The organism is Aeromonas bestiarum, from assembly GCF_000819745.1.
Taxonomy (GTDB): domain Bacteria; phylum Pseudomonadota; class Gammaproteobacteria; order Enterobacterales; family Aeromonadaceae; genus Aeromonas; species Aeromonas bestiarum.
In genome coordinates this window covers 330,685-353,030 of record NZ_CDDA01000008.1, presented here as the reverse complement: position 1 = coordinate 353,030, position 22,346 = coordinate 330,685, and the positions used below count along the sequence as shown (strand labels likewise).

Annotated in this window: 20 protein-coding genes; 9 read left to right on the top strand and 11 right to left on the bottom strand. The window is 62.6% G+C overall.

Annotated features, from left to right (window positions below):
* Nucleotides 1-57: 57 nt before the first annotated feature.
* Nucleotides 58-852, bottom strand: coding sequence for an AraC family transcriptional regulator (locus tag BN1118_RS05245; protein ID WP_043554825.1), 795 nt, complete (start codon nt 850-852; stop codon nt 58-60).
* A gap of 103 nt (nt 853-955) precedes the next feature.
* On the opposite strand from BN1118_RS05245, the gene BN1118_RS05240 reads away from it, so the two are divergent.
* The gene (locus BN1118_RS05240; RefSeq protein ID WP_043134561.1) at nt 956-1,855 is read left to right on the top strand and encodes a DMT family transporter; all 900 of its coding nucleotides are present in this window, start codon (nt 956-958) and stop codon (nt 1,853-1,855) included.
* Nucleotides 1,856-2,020: 165 nt separating this feature from the next.
* Here BN1118_RS05240 and BN1118_RS05235 read toward each other — a convergent pair whose 3' ends face one another.
* On the bottom strand, nt 2,021-3,004 hold the full coding sequence (locus tag BN1118_RS05235; protein ID WP_043554823.1) for an aldo/keto reductase: 984 nt from the start codon (nt 3,002-3,004) through the stop codon (nt 2,021-2,023).
* A gap of 97 nt (nt 3,005-3,101) precedes the next feature.
* On the opposite strand from BN1118_RS05235, the gene BN1118_RS05230 reads away from it, so the two are divergent.
* Entirely contained in the window at nt 3,102-4,010 is a 909-nt protein-coding gene (locus tag BN1118_RS05230) for a LysR family transcriptional regulator (protein WP_043554822.1), read from the top strand.
* A 106-nt stretch (nt 4,011-4,116) separates the two neighbouring features.
* Here BN1118_RS05230 and BN1118_RS05225 read toward each other — a convergent pair whose 3' ends face one another.
* The 5 genes from BN1118_RS05225 to BN1118_RS20995 form a co-directional block, all read right to left on the bottom strand.
* Nucleotides 4,117-4,809: a response regulator gene (locus tag BN1118_RS05225; RefSeq protein ID WP_005316875.1), complete on the bottom strand. Its 693-nt coding sequence runs from the start codon at nt 4,807-4,809 to the stop codon at nt 4,117-4,119.
* A 3-nt stretch (nt 4,810-4,812) separates the two neighbouring features.
* Complete coding sequence (locus tag BN1118_RS05220; protein WP_043554821.1) at nt 4,813-6,381, bottom strand: ATP-binding protein; 1,569 nt, start codon at nt 6,379-6,381, stop codon at nt 4,813-4,815.
* A 17-nt stretch (nt 6,382-6,398) separates the two neighbouring features.
* Nucleotides 6,399-7,949 (bottom strand): oxaloacetate-decarboxylating malate dehydrogenase, encoded by a 1,551-nt coding sequence (gene maeA / locus BN1118_RS05215; RefSeq protein WP_043554820.1) that lies wholly within the window; start codon nt 7,947-7,949, stop codon nt 6,399-6,401.
* Nucleotides 7,950-7,959: 10 nt separating this feature from the next.
* A complete protein-coding gene (locus BN1118_RS05210) occupies nt 7,960-9,267 on the bottom strand; it encodes a 2-hydroxycarboxylate transporter family protein (protein WP_043554819.1) in 1,308 nt (435 codons plus the stop codon).
* A 566-nt stretch (nt 9,268-9,833) separates the two neighbouring features.
* Nucleotides 9,834-10,025, bottom strand: a complete 192-nt coding sequence (locus tag BN1118_RS20995) for a hypothetical protein (RefSeq protein ID WP_084214009.1) — start codon at nt 10,023-10,025, stop codon at nt 9,834-9,836.
* A gap of 318 nt (nt 10,026-10,343) precedes the next feature.
* On the opposite strand from BN1118_RS20995, the gene slyA reads away from it, so the two are divergent.
* From slyA to BN1118_RS05180, 6 genes are all read left to right on the top strand, one after another.
* Nucleotides 10,344-10,817, top strand: a complete 474-nt coding sequence (gene slyA, locus BN1118_RS05205; RefSeq protein WP_043554818.1) for a transcriptional regulator SlyA — start codon at nt 10,344-10,346, stop codon at nt 10,815-10,817.
* A 1-nt stretch (nt 10,818) separates the two neighbouring features.
* Nucleotides 10,819-11,874 carry an HlyD family secretion protein gene (locus BN1118_RS05200; protein WP_043554817.1) on the top strand — a complete coding sequence of 352 codons (1,056 nt, stop codon included), beginning with the start codon at nt 10,819-10,821 and terminating at the stop codon, nt 11,872-11,874.
* Between the two features lie 10 nt (nt 11,875-11,884).
* Nucleotides 11,885-12,913: a DUF2955 domain-containing protein gene (locus BN1118_RS05195; protein WP_043554816.1), complete on the top strand. Its 1,029-nt coding sequence runs from the start codon at nt 11,885-11,887 to the stop codon at nt 12,911-12,913.
* Between the two features lie 149 nt (nt 12,914-13,062).
* Entirely contained in the window at nt 13,063-13,821 is a 759-nt protein-coding gene (locus BN1118_RS05190; protein ID WP_043554815.1) for a substrate-binding periplasmic protein, read from the top strand.
* A gap of 364 nt (nt 13,822-14,185) precedes the next feature.
* A complete protein-coding gene (locus BN1118_RS05185) occupies nt 14,186-15,058 on the top strand; it encodes a beta-1,6-N-acetylglucosaminyltransferase (protein WP_052449157.1) in 873 nt (290 codons plus the stop codon).
* Between the two features lie 109 nt (nt 15,059-15,167).
* Entirely contained in the window at nt 15,168-15,527 is a 360-nt protein-coding gene (locus tag BN1118_RS05180; protein ID WP_043134547.1) for an MliC family protein, read from the top strand.
* Nucleotides 15,528-15,777: 250 nt separating this feature from the next.
* Here the strand turns inward: BN1118_RS05180 and BN1118_RS20990 are convergent, their stop codons facing one another.
* From BN1118_RS20990 to nrdD, 3 genes are all read right to left on the bottom strand, one after another.
* Nucleotides 15,778-15,948, bottom strand: coding sequence for a YqaE/Pmp3 family membrane protein (locus tag BN1118_RS20990; protein WP_042867241.1), 171 nt, complete (start codon nt 15,946-15,948; stop codon nt 15,778-15,780).
* Between the two features lie 91 nt (nt 15,949-16,039).
* A complete protein-coding gene (nrdG, locus tag BN1118_RS05170; RefSeq protein ID WP_043554814.1) occupies nt 16,040-16,552 on the bottom strand; it encodes an anaerobic ribonucleoside-triphosphate reductase-activating protein in 513 nt (170 codons plus the stop codon).
* 91 nt (nt 16,553-16,643) lie between these two features.
* Complete coding sequence (gene nrdD / locus BN1118_RS05165) at nt 16,644-18,761, bottom strand: anaerobic ribonucleoside-triphosphate reductase (protein ID WP_043554813.1); 2,118 nt, start codon at nt 18,759-18,761, stop codon at nt 16,644-16,646.
* A 443-nt stretch (nt 18,762-19,204) separates the two neighbouring features.
* Here nrdD and BN1118_RS05160 point away from each other — a divergent pair, with 443 nt between their 5' ends.
* A complete protein-coding gene (locus tag BN1118_RS05160) occupies nt 19,205-20,176 on the top strand; it encodes an ABC transporter substrate-binding protein (RefSeq protein ID WP_098984738.1) in 972 nt (323 codons plus the stop codon).
* Nucleotides 20,177-20,263: 87 nt separating this feature from the next.
* On the opposite strand, the gene ligA is transcribed toward BN1118_RS05160, so the two are convergent.
* Entirely contained in the window at nt 20,264-22,270 is a 2,007-nt protein-coding gene (gene ligA, locus BN1118_RS05155) for an NAD-dependent DNA ligase LigA (protein ID WP_043554811.1), read from the bottom strand.
* Nucleotides 22,271-22,346 lie beyond the last annotated feature (76 nt).

The window sequence follows — 22,346 nt, the reverse complement described above, 5'->3', positions numbered from 1 at the left end:
GAGCCAGAGGGCGCCAATAAGGCGCCCTCTTTTTTATCCGCTGATCGGCACCCGCACTTAGCTGCCGGGCTGGGCCAGCTGCTGGCGATAACGCTGGGGGGAACAGCCCAGTTCACGATTGAACATGGCGATAAAGGCCGAGGTGGATCCATAGCCCAGCCGCCAGCCAATCTCCTGCACCGGCAATTCCCCCTTGAGCCAGGCCAGCGCCTTGAGCAGCTTGAGCCGGGCCCGCCACTGACCGAAGTTCATCCCCAATTCCCGCACGCAGCGCCGGGCCAGGGTGCGCTCCGTGCTGTGCAACTGTTCGGCCCACTGGGCCAGGGTGCGCGGATCGGCGGGATCGCTGTGAAGCGCCGCCAGCATGGGGGCCAGCAGCTTGTCCTGGCTCATGGGCAGGTAGCTGTCCTGGCAGCGGGTGCGGGTCAGCTTTTCCACCAGCAGCTCGGCCTGGCGCACGTCCCACTCATCCTGCATGTGGCCCAGCTTGCGCTCGCAAAAATCCGCCAGCATGGCCCGGATGAGCGGCGTCATCTGCAGCAGGCAGGGCTCGGCCGGCAATCTGGCCGCCAGGGCGTGGTTGACATAGATGGAGGTGTAGTCGAGGGCCTGCTGGTTGTAGGAGGCGTGCTCCAGGTTCCCGGGCACCCAGATGAGGTAGTCCGCCGGCGCCACCAGCCTGTGGTCCTCCAGCACTATCTCCAACACCCCCAGGCTTATCATGCTGAGCTGGCCCCAGGGGTGGCTGTGGGACGCACAGGCGCTCTCGGCCTGGATCTGCTGATAGCGCAGATAGAGGGGATTGGGCTCAGGCAGATGCAGATCCGTCGGATGGTAGTGACGTATGGCCATAACGGGCAGATTGTCCTTTGCACGGGATAATTTGTCATTTTTACGTTACTTGATAACAGAAAGACAAGGGTAGACTGGCCATCTCGATAATAAGGAGCCTTTGATGCGTATCTTCTTCCCGCTTATGTTCCCGCTGATGGCCGTGCTGATCTGGGCCACCAATACAGTGGTGTCCAAGGCCGCCGCCGATGTGCTGGATCCCGCCGCCATCTCCTTTTACCGCTGGGTGATCGCCGCCCTGGCGCTGACCCCCTTCTGCCTGCCGCAGCTGTGGCGCCGCCGTGGCGAAATTCGCCCCTGGCTCGGCAAGCTGCTGGTGCTGGCGGCCCTTGGCATGGTGCTCTACCAGTGCCTCGCCTACTACGCCGCCCACACCACCTCGGCCACCAACATGGGGGTCATAGGCTCCCTCATCCCGTTGCTGACCCTGCTGCAGAGCGCGCTCTTCTTCGGCCAGCGGCCGGGCAAGCAGGCCCTGCTCGGCATGAGTATCTCGCTGTTCGGGGTGCTCTGGCTGCTGAGCCAGGGCCAGCCGCTGGCCCTGCTGCACAACGGTATCAATCAGGGGGACGGGCTCATGCTGCTCGGCTCCGCCAGCTACGCCCTCTATGGCCTGCTAATCCGCCGCTGGCAACTGCCGTTCGGCCCCTGGCTCAACCTCTACATGCAGATCCTGCTGGCTGTGCTGCTGCTGATCCCGGTCGCCCTCAGCGCAGACTCCCTGGCGGTCCCCGCCGAGGGCTGGGGTCTGGTGCTGTTTGCCGGCATAGCCTCTTCCCTGCTGGCCGCCTATTGCTGGATGCGCGGCCTCGCCTGCATGGGGGCGGAACGTACCTCAGTGTTCATGAACCTGATGCCGCTGTGCACGGCGCTGATCGCCGTCATCACCCTGGGGGAGCCCATTCACGGCCATCACCTGCTGGGGGGCGGTCTCATCCTGAGCGGCGTCATGCTCTCCCAGTTCAAACCCAGGGTACGCCCCGCCCTCGCCGGGGAGGCATAAACCGGCACGGTAAAGTGTGTGCAACACAAGACAAGAAGGGAGCCCAGGCTCCCTTCTTGTTTGCATCTTAACGCTAAAAACCACAGGCTCGGTTGTCCCGGCACCGGCGGAGCGAGCCGGGCCCGCAGCGCAAAGGCTAGTTCACGCCGATCGGGCTGTGCCCGCTCATGCGTTCACCCCCTTCATGCCTTCCCGGGTATAGCGCTCCCCCGCCACCGGCAAGGCCGTGATGGCGCTGTCCAGCGCGGCGAGATCCTCTGTTGCCAGGCGCACCGACAGGGCGCCCAGATTGTCCTGCAGATGGGGGATCCGCCTTGTGCCAGGAATGGGCACTATGTCATCCCCTTGCGCCAGCAGCCAGGCCAGGGCGATCTGCGCCGTCGTGCACTGCTTGCGCGCCGCCAGGGCCATGATCACCTCCACCAGCGAGCGGTTGGTGGCGATGTTTTCCTGCTGAAAGCGCGGCAGGCTGGCCCGAAAGTCGCCCTCTTCAAACGCCGTATCCTGCTGGAAACGTCCGGTCAGAAAGCCCCGCCCCAAGGGGGAATAGGCCACCAGACCTATGCCCAGCTCGCGGCAGGTCGGCAGCACCTGGGCTTCGACATCCCGCGTCCAGAGGGAATATTCCGTCTGCACCGCCGCCACCGGATGCACGGCATGGGCGCGCCTCAAGGTGGCCGCGCTGACCTCGCACAGGCCGATACGGGCAATCTTGCCCTCCTGCACCAGTGGCGCCAGACCCGCCATCGTCTCTTCGATGGGGTGCGCCGGGTCGATGCGATGCACATAGTAGAGGTCTATCTGCTCGACCCCGAGCCGGCGCAGCGAGGCTTCACAGCTCTGCCGTGCATACTGGGCGCTGTTGTCCAGGGTGCGCCTGTACTCGCCACTCTGGCGCACTATGCCGAACTTGGTGGCAACCTTGACCCCGGCGCCATGGGTCGCCAGGAAGCGGCCGATCAAGGCTTCATTGTGGTGCGGGCCATACATGTCGGCGGTGTCGAGAAAATCGATCCCCATCTCGATGGCCCTGGCCAGCACCCGCAGCGCCTGCTCGTCATCCCGCGGGCCATAGAATTCACTCATGCCCATGCAGCCGAGGCCCATGGCGGATACGTCCAGATCGGTTCCCAGTGTTCGTCGTTGCATACATGTCCTCCTTACAAGATGGGGGTCAGTATGGTCTTGCGAATAGGGTTTCGGTATAGACTGGATTGGCAGTCAGCTTTCCGATTATGGAAGATACATGAACTCTCTCTTGCTATGGGATGATGCCCGGGTCTTTCTGGCCATCGCCCGCAGCGGCACCTTGAGTGGCGCCGCCCTCACCCTTGAGCTGGGCATTGCCACCGTCTCTCGACGGCTGGATCGCCTGGAGTCGGCACTGGGCCTGCCGCTGTTCAGTCGTCATCAGCACGGCTATCGGCTGACCGATGATGGGGATGCCCTGCTGGCGCGGGCCGAGGCGCTGGAACATGCCGGGCATGCCTTTGGCGACGCCGGGCAGCAACAGGGGCAGGTGGCCGGCTCCGTGCGCCTCGCCACCGCAGACAATCTGGCCAACCCGCTCATCATTCCCTCCCTGGCCAGGCTGTTTGCCATTCATCCCGACCTGCGGGTGGAGCTGGTCACAGGCGTGCAAACGGTGAACCTGCACAGGCGCGATGCCGATCTGGCCGTGCGCATGGTCAAACCTGACGCCGGCAACGTCACCATCAAGCGGCTGGGCACCCTGGGCTTCGGCCTCTATGGGGCTCGCAGCTATGTCGATACCCGCCAGCCGGGGACAGATGCGGCCAGCTTGGATGAGGATGCCTTCATCGGCTGGGGGGAAGCCCACGGCCATTTACCCGCCGCCAAATGGATGGCTCGCATGCTGCGTGGCCGCCCCTGCAGGGTGGAGACCAACACGCTGTCGGCCCAGCTGGCCGCCGCCACCGCCGGTCTCGGGCTGGCGGTGCTGCCCCATTACCTGGCCAAAGAGACGGATCTCGTCTGCCTCCTGCCCGAGCTGGGGGTGGATCAGCCGATCTGGCTGGTGATCCACACAGATCTCGCCCACTCCAGACGGGTGCGGGCCGTCGCGGATCACCTGATCCAGCTGTTTGAGGAGGCCGAGTCAGCCCTCCACCCTTTCCCCCTGGGCGCACTGTGAACCAGGCAGGATAGCAAGGGTTGCAACCCATGCCGCAACGGGCAGACAGCAAGAAGGGAGCCCAGGCTCCCTTCTTGCATTGCATCTTCGCGCAAAAAACGCGGGCTCAGTTGCCCCGGCGCCAGTGGTAGCGCCGCTCGGGCCGACCACGCTGACCGTAGTTGAGATCCACATCGACCCTGTCTTCCGACTCCAGATACTCCAGATAACGGCGCGCCGTGGTGCGGCTCAAGGAGAGGCGCAGCGCCACCGTATCGGTGGAAAACGCGGTGTCCGGCTCGCCGGCCAGCAGCTCCAGCACCTGGCGCAAGGTGATGGCGTCGATCCCCTTTGGGGTATCGCGCACCTCCCTGGCCTGGGGGCGCCCCTTGCCCATCAGCCGATCCAGATCGCTCTGCTCCAGGGAGCCGCGCTCGCAGATGCGCCTGTGCAGGGTGAGGATCTCGTCCAGGCTCTGCTGGATGCGAAACAGCCGCAGCGGCTTGATGATGTAATCCTGCACCCCCAGGTTGAGGGCCTGCTGTATGGTCTCAACGTCGCAGGAGGCGGTCACCATGATGACGTAAGCCTCGCGGTTGTGGCTGCGCAGCCGGTTCACCCACTCCAGGCCGGAGCCGTCGGGCAATGAGATGTCCACCAGCAGCAGCTGTGGCTCGGTCGCACGCATCATGAGATCGGCCTGGGTCAGGCTCTCGGCCCGACCCAGCAAGGAAAATCCGGGGGTGGAGGAGACCAGCTCGGCCAGAATGGATCCAATCCGTTCGTCATCCTCGATCACCAGAGTGAAAATGGGCTCCATAGATCACACCAATTGGTTTTTATTCAAGTAGATACCGAACAAGGTTGTCTGTTCGGCGGTGCGTCGCCATTCTATCACACCCCCTCGCCTGGCCACCGTCTCCTTGACCAGGAAGAGGCCGACCCCGTGATCGCCGGTCTGGCGGCTGATACCGTAATCAAACAGATGATCCGCCAGCGCCTCGTCCACCCCCTCGCCGCTGTCCTCCACTTCGATCACCAGCCGGCGACCAAAATCGTTGAGGGAAATCAGCACCCGCGGCGGACACAGCTTGCGCCGCGCCCAGGCGGCGCGAATGCCGTTGTCCAGCAGGTTGCCGATGAGGGTGATGAGATCCGCCGACACGGCCGCCGGATACTCCGCCAGCGCCGAGTCGGGATCCAGCACCAGCTCCACCCCCAGCTCCCGCGCCCGGCTGAACTTGCCGAGGATGAGCCCAGCCACCGGTTTGTCCTCGATGGCCCGCAGCAGACCCTGCAGCATGGTCTGGCAAGCCTCGCTCTCCTGCTGGATGAGCTCCACCGCCTGATCCACGTGGCCGAGCTGCAGCAGGCCGGAGAGGCTGCTCAGCTTGTTGGCGAACTCGTGGGTCTGCATCCGCAGCATCTCGGCATACTGGCGCAGATGGGTCACCTGCATGCCGAGGCTGCCGGTCACCTCGGGGCGGCTGAAGATGAGCAGGCGCCCAGGAACCTTGCCCTCCACCGCCTGCCAGCGCCCCACGAAGGACTCCCCGTGCACAGTGAAGCCGAGCTCGGTCTCGAGCTGGGTCAGGGCCGGGGCCAGCGGCGGCGACAGCTCGGCCAGCGACTGGCCCAGCAGGGAGTGCCGCCCTGTGCCCGGCAGACGCAGCTGATAACAGGCGGCGCTGTTGAGCATGCGAATGTTGCCCCCGCTGTCGATGGCGATCACCCCCTCGGAGATGTGCTCAAGCACCAGCTCCTGCAGCACGAAGCGGTTGACGATGGCCTCGGGCTCCAGATCCAGCAGGGTGCGACGCAGCAGGTGTTGCAGCCAGAGCGCCAGCAGCAGGCCACAGCCCAGCACGGCGCCGATGGCGCTGACGAGCAGGGTGATCCGCTCCAGATAGATGCCCTCCACAGTCCGCATCAGGTAGCCGACCGCCACCACCCCCATGGCGCGCCCGTCCGCCCCTATCACGGGGGCGAAGCAGCGAATGGCCGGCCCCAGGGTGCCCTCGTCCCTGGAGCAATAGCTGCCCCGCTCATTGAGGGCCGGCCAGATGTCCTCACCACGGAATTTCTGCCCCACCAGCTCGGGCCTGGGATGGCTGAGGCGACGGCCATGCTCGTCGGTCACCACCATGTAGGCGGCGTCGGTGCGGCTGCAGATCCCCTGCACATAGTCGCGCAGACCGGGATCCCTGCCCAGCTGCAGGGCCTGCACCACCCGGCTGTCCGCCGCCAGCACCCGCGCCAGATCGCTGCCTTTCTCCTGCAGATTGCTCTCCAGCAGGTGGCGGATAAAGAGGGCGAGCAGGCCGCCCAGGATCAGGATCAGCAGCAGGGAGAGCCCGAGGGAGAGGGTGACCAGTTGGTGGCGCAGTTTCATCGATTAGCCTTGCAACATCAGGAAGCGGACCAATAGTGCGGGCGCCACCAGGTCTGGTCAATCAGTGGCGCAGGATCACCGCTAAAATCGGCCAGGCCCTCCTCGCGGGCGGTGAGGGCTACCGCCCTGGCGACCGCGCGGGCCACCTCCCCCACCTGCTCTATGGGGGGCAACAAGCGCCCCTCGGCCAGCGGATAGGCGCCCACAGCCCGCACCGCCGCCTGCAGCATGCCATCGCTGATGCGCCGTGCCTTGACCGCGCAGGCCCCGAGGCCAATGCCCGGGAACACGTAGACGTTGTTGCACTGGGAGACCACCCGCGCCTCCCCCGCCACAGTCACAGGGGCAAAGGGGCTGCCGGTGGCGAGCAGGGCGCGCCCACCGGTGGCCTGCCACACCTGCCCCGGCGTCGCTTCGGCACTGCGGGTGGGGTTGGAGAGCGGCAGTATCACCGGCCGCTCGCAGACGGCCCCCATGGCCGTCAGCACGGCCTCGTCAAACAGGCCGCCCTGGCCGCTCACCCCGATCAGCACCCCGGGGCGCAGCCGCTCAATAAGCGCAGGCAGCTCGGCGCAGGCCTCTTGTGGCGGACGGGCAAACGGCCGCTGGGACGGCGTCAGGTTGGTGCGATCCAGGCAGACCAGGCCATCCTGATCAAATAACTGTACCCGCTCCGGGCCGCCCGCCAGTTGAGCCAGCATGGCGGCGATGCCGCAACCCGCCGAGCCGGCGCCGACGATCAGCACAGGGGTGTCGACCAGCCGGCTGCCCGCCTGCTGCAGCCCCGCCAGCACGCAGGCCGAGGCGACCGCCGCCGTGCCCTGGATGTCGTCGTTGAACATGCACAGCTCGTCTCTATAGCGGGCCAAGAGGTTGGCGGCATGCTTGCCGGCGAAGTCTTCGAACTGCAGCACCACCTGGGGCCAGCGCGTGCGAATGGCCGCCACCACCCGATCCATGAAGTGGTAATAGGACTCGCCATCCACCCGGTTGGCCTGCCAGCCGAGGTAGGAGTCATCCTCCAGCAGCTCGGGGTTGTTGGTGCCCACATCCACGCACAGCGGCAGGGTGCGCGCCGGGTTGATGCCGCCGGCGGCCGAGTAGAGCGCCAGCTTGCCGATGCAGATCCCCATGCCGCCGATGCCGAGATCGCCGAGCCCCAGCACCCGCTCACCGTCGGAGATGACGATGACATCCACCTCCTGCTCTACCGCGGCGAAGATGGCGTCCAGATCGTCCCTGTCGTGCCAGGAGAGGTAGAGACCGTGGCTGCGCAGATAGAGGTCGCTGTGGCGCTGACACGCCTCCCCCACCACAGGGGTGTAGATGATGGGCAGCAGCTCGGGCAGGTGGTGGCGCACCAGATCGTAAAACAGTACCGGGTTGTCTTCCTGCAGCTGGCGCAGCAGCAGGTGCTGATCGAACGGGCTCTGCATGGCAGAGACCAGGCGGTAGATACGGCGCCGTTGCTGGGCCAGGGACTCCTCCTTGTGGGGCATGCGTCCCATCAATCCCTGTCGCTTGCGTTCGGCATAGGGCAGGCTGGTGCCCATCATGATGTCGTTCATTGTCGATTCCTTATGCCAGCAGCGAGATGAGCAGGGTGGCCAGGATCAACATGACGGCGCCCCCGAGACGGGAAGAGATCTGGGCAAACGGCATCAGCTTCATGCGCTGGGCCGCCGACAGCACGGCCACATCGCCCGTGCCGCCCATGTTGGCCATGCACAGACCGCCGGTGATGGCCGCCTCTATGGGATAAAAACCTATCATGCGCCCCACCAGGGCCGCCCCCAGGGCACCGCCGACCACGGTCACCAGCACCAGCACGAAGTAGCTGATGGAGAAGGCGCTGATGAGCTCGGGGATGCTGGTGTAGGCAACCCCTATCCCCACCAGCAGGGAGGGCGTCAGATTGCCGACCACGAACTGGTACCAGTCGGCGGCCGCCTGCTCGTAGCGACGCGGCAGCAGGCCGCTCACCTTGATGATGGCCACCGCCAGTATCATGAGCGCGAAGGGGTGCATGGGAATGAAGTTGCCGAGCAGGGAGCCCAGCACGAACATGCTGGAGCTGATGAAGAGCCCCATGCCGAGACTCTCCAGGGTCGGTGCCTGAACCTGCTCCTCGGCCACCGTCTGGCTGCTCTCCTTGATCATCAGCCGGCCGTTGCCGGTCAGGGAGGGGTAACGACGGCCGAGACGAGCCAGCAGGGTGCCGACCAGAATGGCCAGGGTGTTGGCGATCACCACGGCGGGCACCATGCGTGACAGCAGATCGGCGCTCGACATCTGCATCGGGCCCGAGAGGATCTCCACCAGCGGCACGGCGCCGGCACCCATGCCGCCGCCCATGATGGGCAGGCCGATGAGCAGCACCGCATTCTTGAAGCCATAACCCATCAGGGAGCCGACCAGGCCGACGCTGAGCAGCGCCAGGGTCACGCCCCCCAGGATCACCGGCAGGTAACGCATGGCGGCATTTTTCAGCAGGGCACTGCTCATGCCGAACACGGAGCCGGTCACCAGGCTGGCGATGAAGAAGTTGAGAAAGCCTCCCTCCTTCATGAAACCGATGATCACCTGACCCGCCTCTACTGGCAGGATCCGGTATTCAAACAGGGCGGCGCCGCCGAAGATGGCGAGTATGGTGCCGCCCCCCAGGTATTCACGTATGGGGGTGATGCGCTCCCCCAGCTCGGTCAGCAGGGTGCCGAGCACGAACATCAGCGCCAGCGCGCCGACCATGCCAAGCGGCAAGGATCCATTCCAGCCCGAGAAGAGCACGCAAGTGGCAAGCCCGAGGAAGATCATCATGGGCATGCCGGCAATCTGTCGGTCGCCAAACAGTGCGACCCTGGTTTGTGAGGTAGAGAGGTTTTTCATTGTTATGCTCCAGCGTGTGGTGTGGCGCTACTCTAGTGAACCTCCCCTTCCCTGTCGGTTAGCCCGACTGCAAAGGCATATAAAAACATTAAAATCTTAAACGCTATGACCCAAAAACGGCCATAAACTGCCCCCGCCAGCATTATTACAGAGCCCTGAACTGCGCTAACCAGACGCAGAAATAAAGAGTGATGTCGGCATGACACCACGACCTGGCGGGACAAACATTAAACATTGATTAAATTTTATTCACCAACCAGCAAAAAATAATCGGATCGCGCTCGGATGATGACAGCCCCATATATAGGCTGCGTCTTCATATCAAAGCGGCAACAAGGCTGGCATAGCGCCAATGTTCTCCCATGAGCTGAGGCCGGCGGATCACCAGGCCCCGGGCTCCACCGGCAAGAGGGGATTCCGAGAGGGATGCCATGTGGGTTGCATCGCAGGCGCGGCGCAACAACTGTGGCTTCCAGAGCGATCAATGAGGCTGACGGGACAGGGCATGCCCCAAGGGTCGGGCACACCTGAATGGCCAGTGCCTCATTTCAACCTGCTTGTTTTCGCTATTCGGCTAATAACAGTGGAATATTGGCAGGGTCAAATTCATGACAGATATCGCTCGCTTCCAGACTGAGGCCATAATGCGCGTCGGCAACATATTCTCCATCGGCCAGCAGGCTCTCGATTGAAAAATGGGGGTCACCCGATTCATATCGTTCCACAGCTATCGTCTCCCTGTTTAGCTGACCCATCAATATTAGTGGATAAAAAACAGGCTGCCGAATTTATATGACACCTTGTTGACCAAAAATAATAGCAGGCGCGACCCTTTCCTTATTTTCATCCCACCAACCAGCCCACGTTTATTTATCCCGCCAGGGTATGCCATGGGATTTCACGCACTTTTCGCTCATTTCTAACCAAAAAAAGCCTCTTATGAGGCTCCTTGCTCATCAAAAAAGCGCCATAAGAAACCTGTTTTAATTTTTTCCAAACAAGATCCCGATCACACTATTTACTTAGCCTGCTAAATAACTACAATGCTTAGCAGGCTAAGTAAGTAGAGAGCACGAATGATGAAGGATCTGGAAATGTTGCGCGAGTTGTCCCTCGCCGAGCGAGTCGGACGACTGCATCGACTGTGGCGTACCGTGGCCGATCTTGAGCTGGCGCCCCTGGGCCTGACCCATCCGCGCTGGACCGCACTGTGGAAACTCAGTCGCCTCGGTGGTCACCTCAGCCAGAAGACGCTCGCCGAGGCGCTGGAGATAGAGCTGCCCTCCCTGATGCGCACCCTGGGTCTGCTGGAAGAGCAGGGGCTGATAGAGCGCCACAGTTGCAGTCAGGACAAACGGGCCCGCATCGTCACCCTGACGCCAGCGGGCAAGGCGCTGCTCGACCAGATCGAGGATCGCATCATAGGGGTGCGTCGGGATCTGCTCGCCGGCATCAGCCAGAAAGAGCTGACGCAATTTGAAGACATAGTGCACCGGATCTCCGCCAACGCCCTCGGCAAGATAGGTTCACAGAGTGAAGAGAGAGAATAAGATGACCCCGGATCAACAATTCAAACGCTGGATAAAATGGGCCATGGGGTCCTTCATACTGGTATTTGGCTACTTCCTGCTGGCCGACCTCAAGATGCCGCTCACCCCGCAAGCCATGGCCACCCGTGTCGTGACCAAGATGGCTCCCCAGGTCAGTGGCAAGGTGGCGCAGGTCGCCGTCGGCAACAACCAGCATGTCAAACAGGGGGATCTGCTGTTCACGCTCGATCCCGCCCCCTTTGCACTGGCCGTCGAACAGGCCCGGCTCGCGCTGGATCAGGCCGAGCAGCAGAACCGTCAGCTCGACGCCACCCTGAACGCCGCGACCGCCGACTTCAACTCGTTGCAGAGTCAGGCCTCCCAGAAGCTGCGGGAAGCCGAACGCATCGACGCCCTCTATCGCCGTCACATGGTGTCGGAACAACAAAAAGATGATGCCGACAGCGCATTTCGCACCGCCCAGGCCAACCTGATGGCCAGCAAGGCCCGCATGACCCAGGCCAGAGTGAACCGCGGTTTGTCCGGCGATGACAACCTCTTGCTGCGTCAGGCGCGCAACCACCTCGCCCAGGCCGAGCTCAACCTCGCCTACAGCCAGGTACACGCCAGCCAGGATGGCATCATCACCAACCTGCAACTCAAGCCGGGCAGTTTCGCGGCGGCGGGGGCCCCGCTGCTGGCACTGGTCTCCGAGCAGGTGGACGTGATCGCCGATTTTCGCGAGAAGAGCCTGCGCCACGTGGCTCAGGACAGCCAGGCGCTGGTCGCCTTCGATGGCGAGCCGGGCAAGCTCTATCCGGCTCGGGTCACCAGCCTGGATGCCGGTGTCAGCGCCGGTCAGTTCGATGCCAACGGTCTGCTGGCCAGCCCCACCGAATCGGATCGCTGGGTGCGCGATGCCCAGCGGCTGCGCCTGCACCTGACACTGGAGCAGTTGCCAGGACACCTGCCGGCCGGTGCCCGCGCCACCGTCCAGCTGCTGCCGGACAACGCGCTGAGCGCCCTGTTTGCCCGCGGCCAGATCCGCCTGCTCAGCCTGCTGCACTACATCTACTAAGGTGGCGACCATGAACCTGTGGCACAGGCCCCTCACCGCCAACGAGCTGCGCCAATGTCTGCGCATCGCCTTTGGCTGCACCCTGGGGTTCTTGCTCTGTAAAACCTTCGGCTGGAACTATGGGGTCTTCTATACCGTGACCCCGGTATTGCTGCTGGGCATGGTGCCAGTGATGAACGGCCATGCCGCCCGTCAGCTGATCGCGGCCGCCGTCATCTGCGGTGTGGAAGTGGGTCTGCTGGGAGGGCTGTTTGGCGGCCATCCCGGCCTGATGATCCCCATCGCCTTTTTGCTGTTTCTCTATCGCTTCGCCGCCATGTCGCGGGGCAGTCTGTTCCTGTTCGGCGCCAATGGCGTGTTGAGCCTGAGCATAATGCTGCACTTTGCCAGCTATCCGCAGACCGATCTCAACGACCTCATCTTCAGCAACCTGTGGGCCAGCACACTGTCGGTGCTCATCGCCTACCTGATGACGGCGCTGATCCCGGATGTGGAAGAGCGGCCCAAGCCGGCGGCGACCCCCAAGGCGCCACACAGGATGCGGCACGAGGCCCTGCTCGGCGCCAGCATAGCCACCCTCTCCTTCATGGTGTTCCAGATCTTCGACTTGCGGGACTCCATGTCCGCCCAGGCCACCACCCTGCTGCTGCTGTTTCCCATGCACTGGAACGGCGCCCTGAGCTATGCCCGCAAGCGGGCCATGGGCACCCTGCTCGGTGTGACCTTCGGCCTGCTCAGCCAGCTGGTACTCTACGACTGGTCCGGCTTGCTCCTGCTGGTCGCCCCCATGCTCTGGCTCGGGGCCATGTTGTTCAGCCACGCCCATGTGAAGGAGGCGAGCGGCTCCGGAGTCGGCTTCGGCGCCCTCACCACCCTCGGCATACTGTTTGGCCAGTACCTGACCCCGGGCAACGATCTGGTGTTCAGCGCCCTCTATCGGGTGAGCAGCATACTATTTGCCATCGTCGCCACCCTGCTGGCCTGTTATCTCATCCACCGACTGCTTAACCGCTTCGAGGCGACTCGGTTCGGTTATTGACTCCCTGTTGTTAGCTCAAGGATGTGCTGTTTTTCGCCCCGCTATGCCTACCGGGGCGTTTTTTTGTCCGCATTTTGCAGGCCAGCCGCGCTGGTCGGACAACAACAGCAACTATGCTTGCAAGGGTGGTCACAAGGCGGAGAGGCACAATGGCACGAGTTCACAATGGCTGGCTGGCAGTCGCCCTCTCGCTGGGCATAAGCAGCGCCTGGGCCGCCCCAGTGCTGATCGCCGCCGAGGATGACTGGGCCCCTTATTGCACGCTGAACAAGGAGACTGGCCAGCCAGAAGGGCTGGCACCGGATCTGGTGAAGGCCATCTTCGCCGTGGAGGGCATAGCCGTCGAGTTTCGCACCATCCCCTTCGCCCGCTGCATGCACGAGGCCAAAAGCGACAAGGTGCTTGGCTGCTTCGATGCCACCATCACGGAGGAGAACCGCTACCAGTACTATTGGCACGAGACCCCCATGTTCGAGGAAGATCTCGCCATCTTCGCCCTGGCCAGCGAACCTCGCCGGGATCTCAAACTCACCTCGCTGGAACAGAAAACGGTGGGCATCACCCTCGGCTACACCTATCCCACCGACTTCATGGAAAACCCCAGGATCACCCGCTTTCAGGCCAAGTCGGACACCCAGATCATCGAGATGCTGGTGCGCGGCCGGGTCGATTACATACTGATGAACGAGATGCCGGGCTACCTCAAGATCCAGCAGAAGCAGCTGACCGGCCGGGTGGTCAAGGTGGGCAAGCTCTCCACCGACGGCTTCTGGCTCGCCTTCTCCCGCGCCCATCCCCAGGGAGAGGCCATGGCCAGGCGCTTCGAGGAGGGGCTGCAGAAGATCAAAAACAATGGCACCTACGAGGCGCTGATACGGGACTTCGAAGCCAGGCTTGGACTCCATTGAACTGTTTTTCTGCGCCACCTGCGATATATGACGACGCTGGCCCGAACCGTGCTACTGTGGCCCCTCACTCGTCGGCCGATTGCGCTCTGCACCTGATGACAGGCTTGTCATGCAAAAGAGTCACCAGCCAGGGCAGCCCTTGCCCACCTCTCACCCTCAACCCGACGTCGCCAGACCAGCTGTATTGACCCGATGCCATAAGGCGCATCCCCTCCCCGTCGCAGCCTGTTCTCACTGTTGTTATCTGCTATCCACTCTTTTTTACTGCGACAGCGGCCATCCCGACGAGAACAAGCTTCAAGCCAGCGGCCTGAGGCGATTTTCTGTTTGGCGCAGCCCTGCCGCCCACACAGGACACATTGACATGATTGCCTACCTCATTCTGGTTCATCGCTATCCCGATCAGTTCAAGCGCCTGTTCAAGGCGATTTACCACGACAGCAACCACTACCTGATCCACGTGGACAAGAGCTCGGGCCCAGAGCTGCAGCAGGAGATAGCCCGCTTTCTGGCCGATTACCCCAACGCCGCCATGCTCCCCAGCAAGAATGCACTCTGGGGCGGTTACAGCCTGGTGGATGCGGAGCTGCGCGGCATAGCGGCGCTGCTGGAGCAAAACAAGGAGTGGGAGTTCTTCATCAATCTGAGCGCCCAGGACTTCCCGCTGCGCTCCCAGAGCGACATTCACGACTTCCTGCGCGATCACAAGGGCAAGGATTTCCTCAAGGTCGCGGATCAGCGCCAGCACAGACCGGACACACTGCACCGTATCGATCACTATGTGACCGAAACCGCGACTGAGCTGGTGTGCGAGCCGGTGAAGACCCGTCCCTTTCTGGCAGGTGTGACCCCCTACATTGGCAATCAGTGGATGATCCTGAGCCGGGCCTTCTGCGAATTCGTCAGCCACAGCCCGGAGGTCGATCGTTTCAAGGATTTCTACCGCCATACCCTGATCGCCGACGAAGGTTTCTTCCAGACGGTGATCATGAACACCAGCTATCAGGGCCAGATAGTCAACGATGACAAGCGAGCCATCGACTGGATCCCCATGGGTGACATCAAGCTGCGCCCGCGCGACTACACGGTGCACGACGCCGATGCCCTGCAGCAAAGCGAGCACCTGTTCGCCCGCAAGTTTGACGAGACCATAGACAGCGACATCCTGGATATCCTGGAGCGCGCCATGAGATGCCCCCTCGACACACCCGTCATCCGGCAGGCTGCGTTGGTATGACCATGCGATTCACCCGGACACTTACCGACGCAATCCGCCTCCGGGAAGATTGCGACTTGGGCGCAAGCTGGTAGGCTCAAGCCCGGATGACACCGATGGAGAGTTCAAGATGAAACACGCCAATATTCTGCTGCTGGGCATCACGGCCCTGACCCTGCTGAGCGGTTGCGAACGCGGGGCCACCACCTTGAGCGTAACCGGCGGCGATCCCGTCACCTATCAGTGTGAGCAGGGCAAGAAGGTGCAGGTGAGCTACTTCGCCCTCTCCGACCAGAGCCTGAACTTCGTCAAGCTGGCACTGCCCGATGGCAAGGATTACACCCTGCCGCAGACGGTCTCCGCCTCCGGCGCCCGTTATACCGATGAGCATGAAGCCGTCTGGTGGAACAAGGGGGAGGAAGGATTCGTCGAGATGCGCGACAAGGATGGCGAGTGGCAGAGCGTCTACAACGACTGCAAGCAGCAATAATGAGAAATCCCGGCCTGGCCGGGATTTTGTTATTTTACCCCGCCATCGAAGCGACTCACTGCACGCCCCCGTATGGTGTGGAGCTTCTGCTCATACACCCGATAGCGCGTCTTGGTGAAATCGGTCCAGGACGACGTTGCGCCATCCTCCGGCATGGTTGCCGGCCTGCTGCCATCACAAGTCGACACCGTTTGAGCATCATAAAAAAAGCCAACCCCATCGGGTTGGCTTTTAGCAAAGAGGCTCAACGTCAGCCACGCTTGTCGCTCACCACCAGCCAGAGCGCATGCACCATGCCGGGCAGGCCGCCGAGCAGGGTCAGCACTATGTTGATGAAAAAGTGCAGGCTGAAGCCTACCTGGATAAAGGCGCACACGGGGGGCAGAAAAATGGCCAGCAAGATCTTGAGCAGATTGTTCATCTCGCACTTCCTCGTCAAAGATGTTTCACGGTTCGGGATGGGCTCACCATAAACAGCCTTGGCCTCAACTGCAAACGAAACAAAGGGCCGCTCACGGCTGAGTGAAACAGGGGATCCGCGTCTCCTGCTGCTCGCGCCAGGCCTTGAGGTCATGAATCACCTGATTGCTGCTGCCGCGCCAGAGCAGACCGGGATCCGCCAGCCCCTTCTCGAACTTGCCATCCACCAGCACATCCAGCAAGGCCACCAGCTCGCACTGGGCCGGCGAGAGCTCGCCAAGCAGATAACCGGTCCAGCACCAGATGTCCTTGCCGGGGCACTCGGCCCGCACCCGTTTCACCAGCGCCAGCACCTGAGGCACGTTGGCCGGGTGGAGTGGATCGCCGCCGGAGAGCGACAGACCTCGCCGCTTGATGCGCGTGTCGTTGAGATCGCCGATGATGCGATCGCTCATCGCCTCATCAAACGGCTTGCCGCCATCGAGCCGCCAGGTGCTCTGGTTGTAGCAGCCCGGACACTGGTGCTCGCAGCCCGACACAAACAGGGTGGCGCGGGTGCCGGGGCCGTTGATCACATCGACCGGGTAGTACTGGTGGTAGTGCATCTCGTCTCTCCTCAACCCGTCATGGGCCGGGTTCGCCAATAAAAATGGCTCCCTCATCATCGGGAGCCATCTCGCCGCTCAGCCGCCCGGCTTACATATGCTTGACGCGGCGTTTGACCTCTTCCTGCTTGCCCGCGTTGAAGGGGCGCGCATCCGGGCTGCCGAGATAACCGCAGACCCGGCGGGTCACCGATACCTTGGCCGGATCATGGTTGCCGCAGCGCGGGCAGGTGAAGCCCTTGGAGGTACACTCGAACTCGCCGGTGAAACCGCAGTCGTAGCACTCGTCGATGGGGGTGTTGGTGCCGTAGTAGGGCACCTTGTCATAGCTGTAGTCCCAGACGTTCTCGAGCGCTTCCAGGTTGTGCTGGATATTGGGGTACTCGCCGTAGCAGATGAAACCGCCGCTGGCGATGGGCGGATAGGGCGCCTCGAAATCCAGCTTGTCGTACGGGTTCACCTGCTTCTCCACGTCGAGGTGGAAGCTGTTGGTGTAGTAACCCTTGTCGGTCACCCCGGCCACCACGCCAAACTCCTTGGCGTCGATGCGACAGAAACGGGTGCAGAGATTCTCGCTCGGGGTGGAGTAGAGGCTGAAGCCGTAGCCGGTTTCCTCTTTCCACTCGTCGGTCGCCGCCTTGAGGCGGGCGATGATATCGATGGCCTTCTGGCGCAGGGTGTCGCTGTCGAACAGATGGACATCGGTGCCAAACAGGGCGTTGATGGTCTCGTGCACCCCTATGTAGCCGAGCGAAATGGAGGCGCGGCCGTGCTTGAAGATTTCGCTGACGTTGTCGTCGGCCTTGAGCCGCACCCCGCAGGCCCCTTCCATGTAGAGGATGGGGGCGACCCGCGCCTTGACACCGTCGAGTCGCTCGATGCGATACATGAGCGCCGTCTTGGCCACTCGCAGGGCGGCATCCAGCTTGTCCCAGAAATCCGCCTCGTCGCGAGACTTGAGGGCGATGCGCGGCAGGTTGAGGCTCACCACCCCGATATTGTTGCGCCCTTCATGGATCAGCTCGCCATTTTCCTCGTAAGCGCCGAGGAAGGAGCGGCAGCCCATGGGGGTCTTGAAGGAACCGGTCACCTTGACCACCTGGTCGTAGTTGAGGATGTCCGGATACATGCGCTTGGAAGCACACTCCAGCGCCAGCTGCTTGATGTCGTAGTTGGGATCGCCCTGCTTGTGGTTGAGGCCATCCTTGATGGCGAACACCAGTTTCGGGAACACGGCCGTCTTCCTGTTCTTGCCGAGGCCGGCGATGCGGTTGCTGAGGATGGCCCCCTGGATCATGCGGGACTCCCAGCTGTCGCCAAGGCCGAAGCCGAAGGTGACGAAGGGGGTCTGGCCGTTGGCGGTGTGCAGGGTATTGACCTCGTACTCCAGCGACTGGAAGGCGTCGTAACACTCCTTCTCGGTACGGGCCATGGCGTAGGCGTCTACATCGCTGATGCCCCACTCCTCGGCCACTTCCCTGTGTTTCTGCCAGCTGATGGTCACATAGGGGGCCAGCACCTCGTCGATGCGGTTGATGGTGGTGCCGCCATAGATGTGGCTCGCCACCTGGGCGATGATCTGGGCGGTCACTGCAGTCGCAGTGCTGATGGATTTGGGGGTGTCTATCTCCGCATTGCCCATCTTGAAGCCGTGGGTCAGCATCCCCTTCAGGTCGATCAGCATGCAGTTGAACATGGGGAAGAAGGGAGAGTAGTCGAGATCGTGGAAGTGCAGATCACCGCTCTCGTGCGCCTGCACCACGTCGCGAGGCAGCATGTGGCTGGTGGCGTAGTGCTTGGCGACGATGCCGGCCAGCAGATCGCGCTGGGTCGGGATCACCTTGGAATCCTTGTTGGCGTTCTCGTTGAGCAGGGCCGCGTTGGTCTGCTCCACCAGGCCACGGATCTCCTGAGCCAACCGGCCGCGGGCCTCGCGAGCCTGATCCCGGTCGTGACGATATTCGATATAGGCACGGGCGATGGCCTTGTCGTCGGAAGCCATCAGGTGGTTCTCGACCCGGTTCTGGATCTCATGGATATCCACCTCGCCACGCCCTTCCAGCTCCTGACTGACGGCGGCGGCAACGCGCTCACCCAGGGTCGGATTGGCCTGACTGACCGCCTCTGCCGCTCGGCCCACTGCCTCGGCAATCAGCTGGGCATTGAATGGTGCGCGACATCCATCACGTTTGATCACAACCGGTTTCATGCGTTTTCCCCGTTTAAAAGGCCAGGCTATCGCCTTCGGCTTACCCTTGTTTGGTGCCCTTCTCCACGCCTCGTCCTGGGCGCAAATAAATTCAGCCGAGGCTTGACAAGCCAGGGCTGACGATGAGAAGAGAACAGCTTGTACACAGCTTAATAACACAACATATAGGTGTTTTATATGAATGCGTCCCTATATGTGGTGTCTATTAGGCACCAAAGCGCGGCCTCATTTCTTGATCCAGAACAGGTTTTGAGGCGAGTGGCGCAGTTCCCGACCAGTGAAAAACAGCTCCATACAAGGCTATTTCCAAGCCTGGTGCGGGCTGGCGTTCGACGGGGCCGTGACAGAAAAAAATCCCCTCCTGCGACAGTGGCTGACGAGGGCACGTCTGGCGCAAAACAGGCATAATGAGTGGAATATCATTGCTATCGACGGGACCCCACATGGCCAAGACCCTGCTACTGCTGCTGTGCCTCCTGCCCTGCCGGTTGTGGGCGGCCGAGATCCTGGTGATCAGCAGCTATCACCCCGAATACCTGTGGGATCAGAGCTACAACGCCAGCCTGCAAGCCCATCTGAGCGGCAAGAATCACATCAGCCACTTCTACATGGACACCAAGCGCCACCCCAATGGCGATTTCGACAAGATTGCCGAACAGGCGCTGGCCTTCTACCAGCAGGTCAAGCCGGATCTGGTGGTGCTCGGCGATGACAACGCCATCAACTATCTGGCCAACGAGATTGCCTCCCTCGGCACTCCCGTGGTGTTTCTCGGCATGAACGAGAACCCGCGCCACAAGGGGCTGGTCGGTCACCCCAAGATCACGGGCGTGCTTGAGCGCCCCCTGCTCAAACGCAACATCAGCGAGATGAGCCAGCTGATGGGGGGTATCGAGAAGGCACTGGTGCTGTTTGATTCAAGCAACGTGGCGCTTACCGCCATCGAGGATGAGTTCAAGACCCAGACCGATCTGCGGGTCGGCCAGACCCGGGTCAACAGTCAGCTCATAGGTGACTACAGCCTGTGGCAGGAGGCGGTGCTCAACGCCAAAAAAAATGGCTACGAAGCCATCTTTATCGGCCTCTACCACACGCTGGTGGACGATGATGGCAAGCACGTGAGCGAACAGACTGTGCTGGAGTGGACCAGCGCCCACAGCCCTGTGCCCCTGTTCTGCTTCTGGGAGTTCACCGTGGGCCCGGGCAAGGCCATCGGCGGCCTGGTGCTGGATGGGCGCGATCAGGGGGCGAAAGCGGCCGAGCTGGTCAACGCCATACTGGCGGGGGCCCAGCCCAAAACCCTGGCACCGCGCGCCGCCCTGCGCGGCGAATATGTGTTCAGCAAGCAGGAGCTGGCCCGCTGGCAGCTCACCCTGCCAGACAAGTGGCGCTACAAGATCCTCTGGCGTGAGTGATTCACCGCCCAAAAACAAAGAGAGAACCCGGCCAGGCCGGGTTCTCTCTTATCGGGTTGCGCTGCGAGCAAGCTGGGCGTGGGCGACTCAGCCTTGCAACGCCTGTTGCAGCTCTTCTTCGGTCCAGATGGTGATGCCGAGCTCCTGCGCCTTGGTCAGCTTGGAGCCGGCCGCTTCCCCCGCCACCAGCACATCCGTCTTGGCCGACACAGATCCCGCCACCTTGGCCCCCAACGCCTGCAGCGCCGCCTTGGCGTCGTTTCGGGACAGCTGGGTGAGGGTGCCGGTCAGCACGAAGGTCTTGCCGGCAAAAGGCTGCTCTGCCGCTTCTTTCTTCTCGATGGCCGGCCAGTGGATACCGGCCGCCAGCAGGGCTTCCAGCACCTCCACATTGTGAGGTTGACGCAGGAAGTAGTAGACGTGCTTGGCCACCACATCCCCCACGTCGGCCACCTCGAGCAGTTGCTCCACCGAGGCGGCGCGCAGGGCCTCCAGGGTGAGGAAGTGGTTGGCGAGGTTGAGCGCGGTCGCCTCCCCCACCTCGCGAATGCCCAGCGCAAACAGGAAGCGCGGCAGGGTAGTGCTGCGCGCCGCATCGATGGCCGCCACCAGATTGAGCGCGGACTTCTGTCCCATGCGCTCCAGCCCGGCCAGCTGGATGGCATTGAGGCTGAACAGATCGGCCGGGGTCTTCACCAGCCCCTTGTCCACCAGCTGCTCGACTATCTTGTCACCCAGGCCGTCCACGTCCATGGCGCGGCGCGCAGCGAAGTGCTTGATCGCCTCCTTGCGCTGCGCCTCGCAGAACAGACCGCCGGAGCAACGGGTCACCACCTCCCCCTCGAGCCGCTCCACCGCGGAGCCACAGACAGGACACTGGGTGGGGAAGAGGATCTCGCGGGCATCAACGGGGCGCTGCGCCTCCACCACGGCGACTATCTGCGGGATCACGTCCCCGGCACGGCGCACTATCACTGTATCGCCGATCATGACGCCAAGGCGCTCAATCTCGTCGGCGTTGTGCAGGGTGGCGTTGGAGACGGTCACGCCGCCGACGAACACTGGTTTGAGCTTGGCGACCGGGGTCACGGCGCCGGTGCGGCCGACCTGAAACTCGACGTTCTCCAGCAGTGTCATCTCCTCCTGGGCCGGGAACTTGTGAGCCGTGGCCCAGCGCGGTGCCCGCGCCACGAAACCCAGCTCCTCCTGCAGGGGGATGGCATCGACCTTGTAGACAACGCCGTCGATCTCGTAGGCCAGCTCGCCACGGCGGGTCAGGATGTCATCGTGGAAGGCCTGGCAGCCGGCCGCCCCCTCCTTGAGTTTCACCTCCTGACTCATGGGCAGGCCCCACGCCTTGAGTTGGCACAGGCGATCGAAGTGGGAATCCCCCAGCTGATCGCCGCCCACCCCGACGCCATAGGCGTAGAAGTTCAAGGGACGGCTGGCGGTGATGCGCGAATCGAGCTGGCGCAGGCTGCCTGCGGCGGCGTTGCGCGGGTTGACGAACACCTTCTCCCCTGCCGCCAGCGCCCTGGCATTCATCGCCTCGAAGCCGGCCTTGGGCATAAAGACCTCCCCCCTCACCTCCAGCCTTGCCGGCCAGCCCTCGCCCCGCAGGACGAGCGGGATCGCCTTGATGGTGCGCACGTTCTCGGTGATCTCCTCGCCCGTGGTGCCATCGCCCCGGGTGGCAGCCTGCACCAGCTGGCCATCCACATAGAGCAGGCTCACCGCCAGACCGTCCAGCTTGGGCTCGCAACAGAAGGTGAAGCTTATCTCCCGCTTCAGGCGATCCCTCATCCGCTGCTCGAACGCCTGCAGCTCCTCGCTGCTGAATACGTTGTCCAGACTCAGCATGGGGATCTCGTGGCGCACCTGCTTGAAGGCGGTCAGCGGCTGACCACCGACCCGCACGCTGGGGGAGGCGGGGGTCTTCAGCTCGGGATGGTCGGCTTCCAGCGCGATCAGTTCGCGCATCAGCCGATCGTATTCGGCGTCCGGCACGGTCGGCTCGTCCAGCACATAGTACTGATGACCGTATTCAATCAGCAGCTCACACAGTTGACGGTGGCGGGAGAGGGTTTCGCTCATGGAGAAGTCTCGGACTGTGGTTGGAATAATAAGTTAACCGCACAAACAAAAATGCGGCACCTGGGTACCGCACTCT

Coding starts and splice junctions, on each gene's coding strand:
- BN1118_RS05160 (WP_098984738.1), top strand. CDS start 19,205: ATGGCCAAGACCCTGCTACTGCTGCTGTGCCTCCTGCCCTGCCGGTTG.
- BN1118_RS05180 (WP_043134547.1), top strand. CDS start 15,168: ATGAAACACGCCAATATTCTGCTGCTGGGCATCACGGCCCTGACCCTG.
- BN1118_RS05245 (WP_043554825.1), bottom strand. CDS start 852: ATGGCCATACGTCACTACCATCCGACGGATCTGCATCTGCCTGAGCCC.
- BN1118_RS05185 (WP_052449157.1), top strand. CDS start 14,186: ATGATTGCCTACCTCATTCTGGTTCATCGCTATCCCGATCAGTTCAAG.
- BN1118_RS05240 (WP_043134561.1), top strand. CDS start 956: ATGCGTATCTTCTTCCCGCTTATGTTCCCGCTGATGGCCGTGCTGATC.
- BN1118_RS05210 (WP_043554819.1), bottom strand. CDS start 9,267: ATGAAAAACCTCTCTACCTCACAAACCAGGGTCGCACTGTTTGGCGAC.
- maeA (WP_043554820.1), bottom strand. CDS start 7,949: ATGAACGACATCATGATGGGCACCAGCCTGCCCTATGCCGAACGCAAG.
- BN1118_RS05200 (WP_043554817.1), top strand. CDS start 10,819: ATGACCCCGGATCAACAATTCAAACGCTGGATAAAATGGGCCATGGGG.
- BN1118_RS05225 (WP_005316875.1), bottom strand. CDS start 4,809: ATGGAGCCCATTTTCACTCTGGTGATCGAGGATGACGAACGGATTGGA.
- BN1118_RS05220 (WP_043554821.1), bottom strand. CDS start 6,381: ATGAAACTGCGCCACCAACTGGTCACCCTCTCCCTCGGGCTCTCCCTG.
- BN1118_RS20990 (WP_042867241.1), bottom strand. CDS start 15,948: ATGAACAATCTGCTCAAGATCTTGCTGGCCATTTTTCTGCCCCCCGTG.
- BN1118_RS05190 (WP_043554815.1), top strand. CDS start 13,063: ATGGCACGAGTTCACAATGGCTGGCTGGCAGTCGCCCTCTCGCTGGGC.
- BN1118_RS05230 (WP_043554822.1), top strand. CDS start 3,102: ATGAACTCTCTCTTGCTATGGGATGATGCCCGGGTCTTTCTGGCCATC.
- BN1118_RS05195 (WP_043554816.1), top strand. CDS start 11,885: ATGAACCTGTGGCACAGGCCCCTCACCGCCAACGAGCTGCGCCAATGT.
- nrdG (WP_043554814.1), bottom strand. CDS start 16,552: ATGCACTACCACCAGTACTACCCGGTCGATGTGATCAACGGCCCCGGC.
- BN1118_RS05235 (WP_043554823.1), bottom strand. CDS start 3,004: ATGCAACGACGAACACTGGGAACCGATCTGGACGTATCCGCCATGGGC.
- ligA (WP_043554811.1), bottom strand. CDS start 22,270: ATGAGCGAAACCCTCTCCCGCCACCGTCAACTGTGTGAGCTGCTGATT.
- nrdD (WP_043554813.1), bottom strand. CDS start 18,761: ATGAAACCGGTTGTGATCAAACGTGATGGATGTCGCGCACCATTCAAT.
- slyA (WP_043554818.1), top strand. CDS start 10,344: ATGATGAAGGATCTGGAAATGTTGCGCGAGTTGTCCCTCGCCGAGCGA.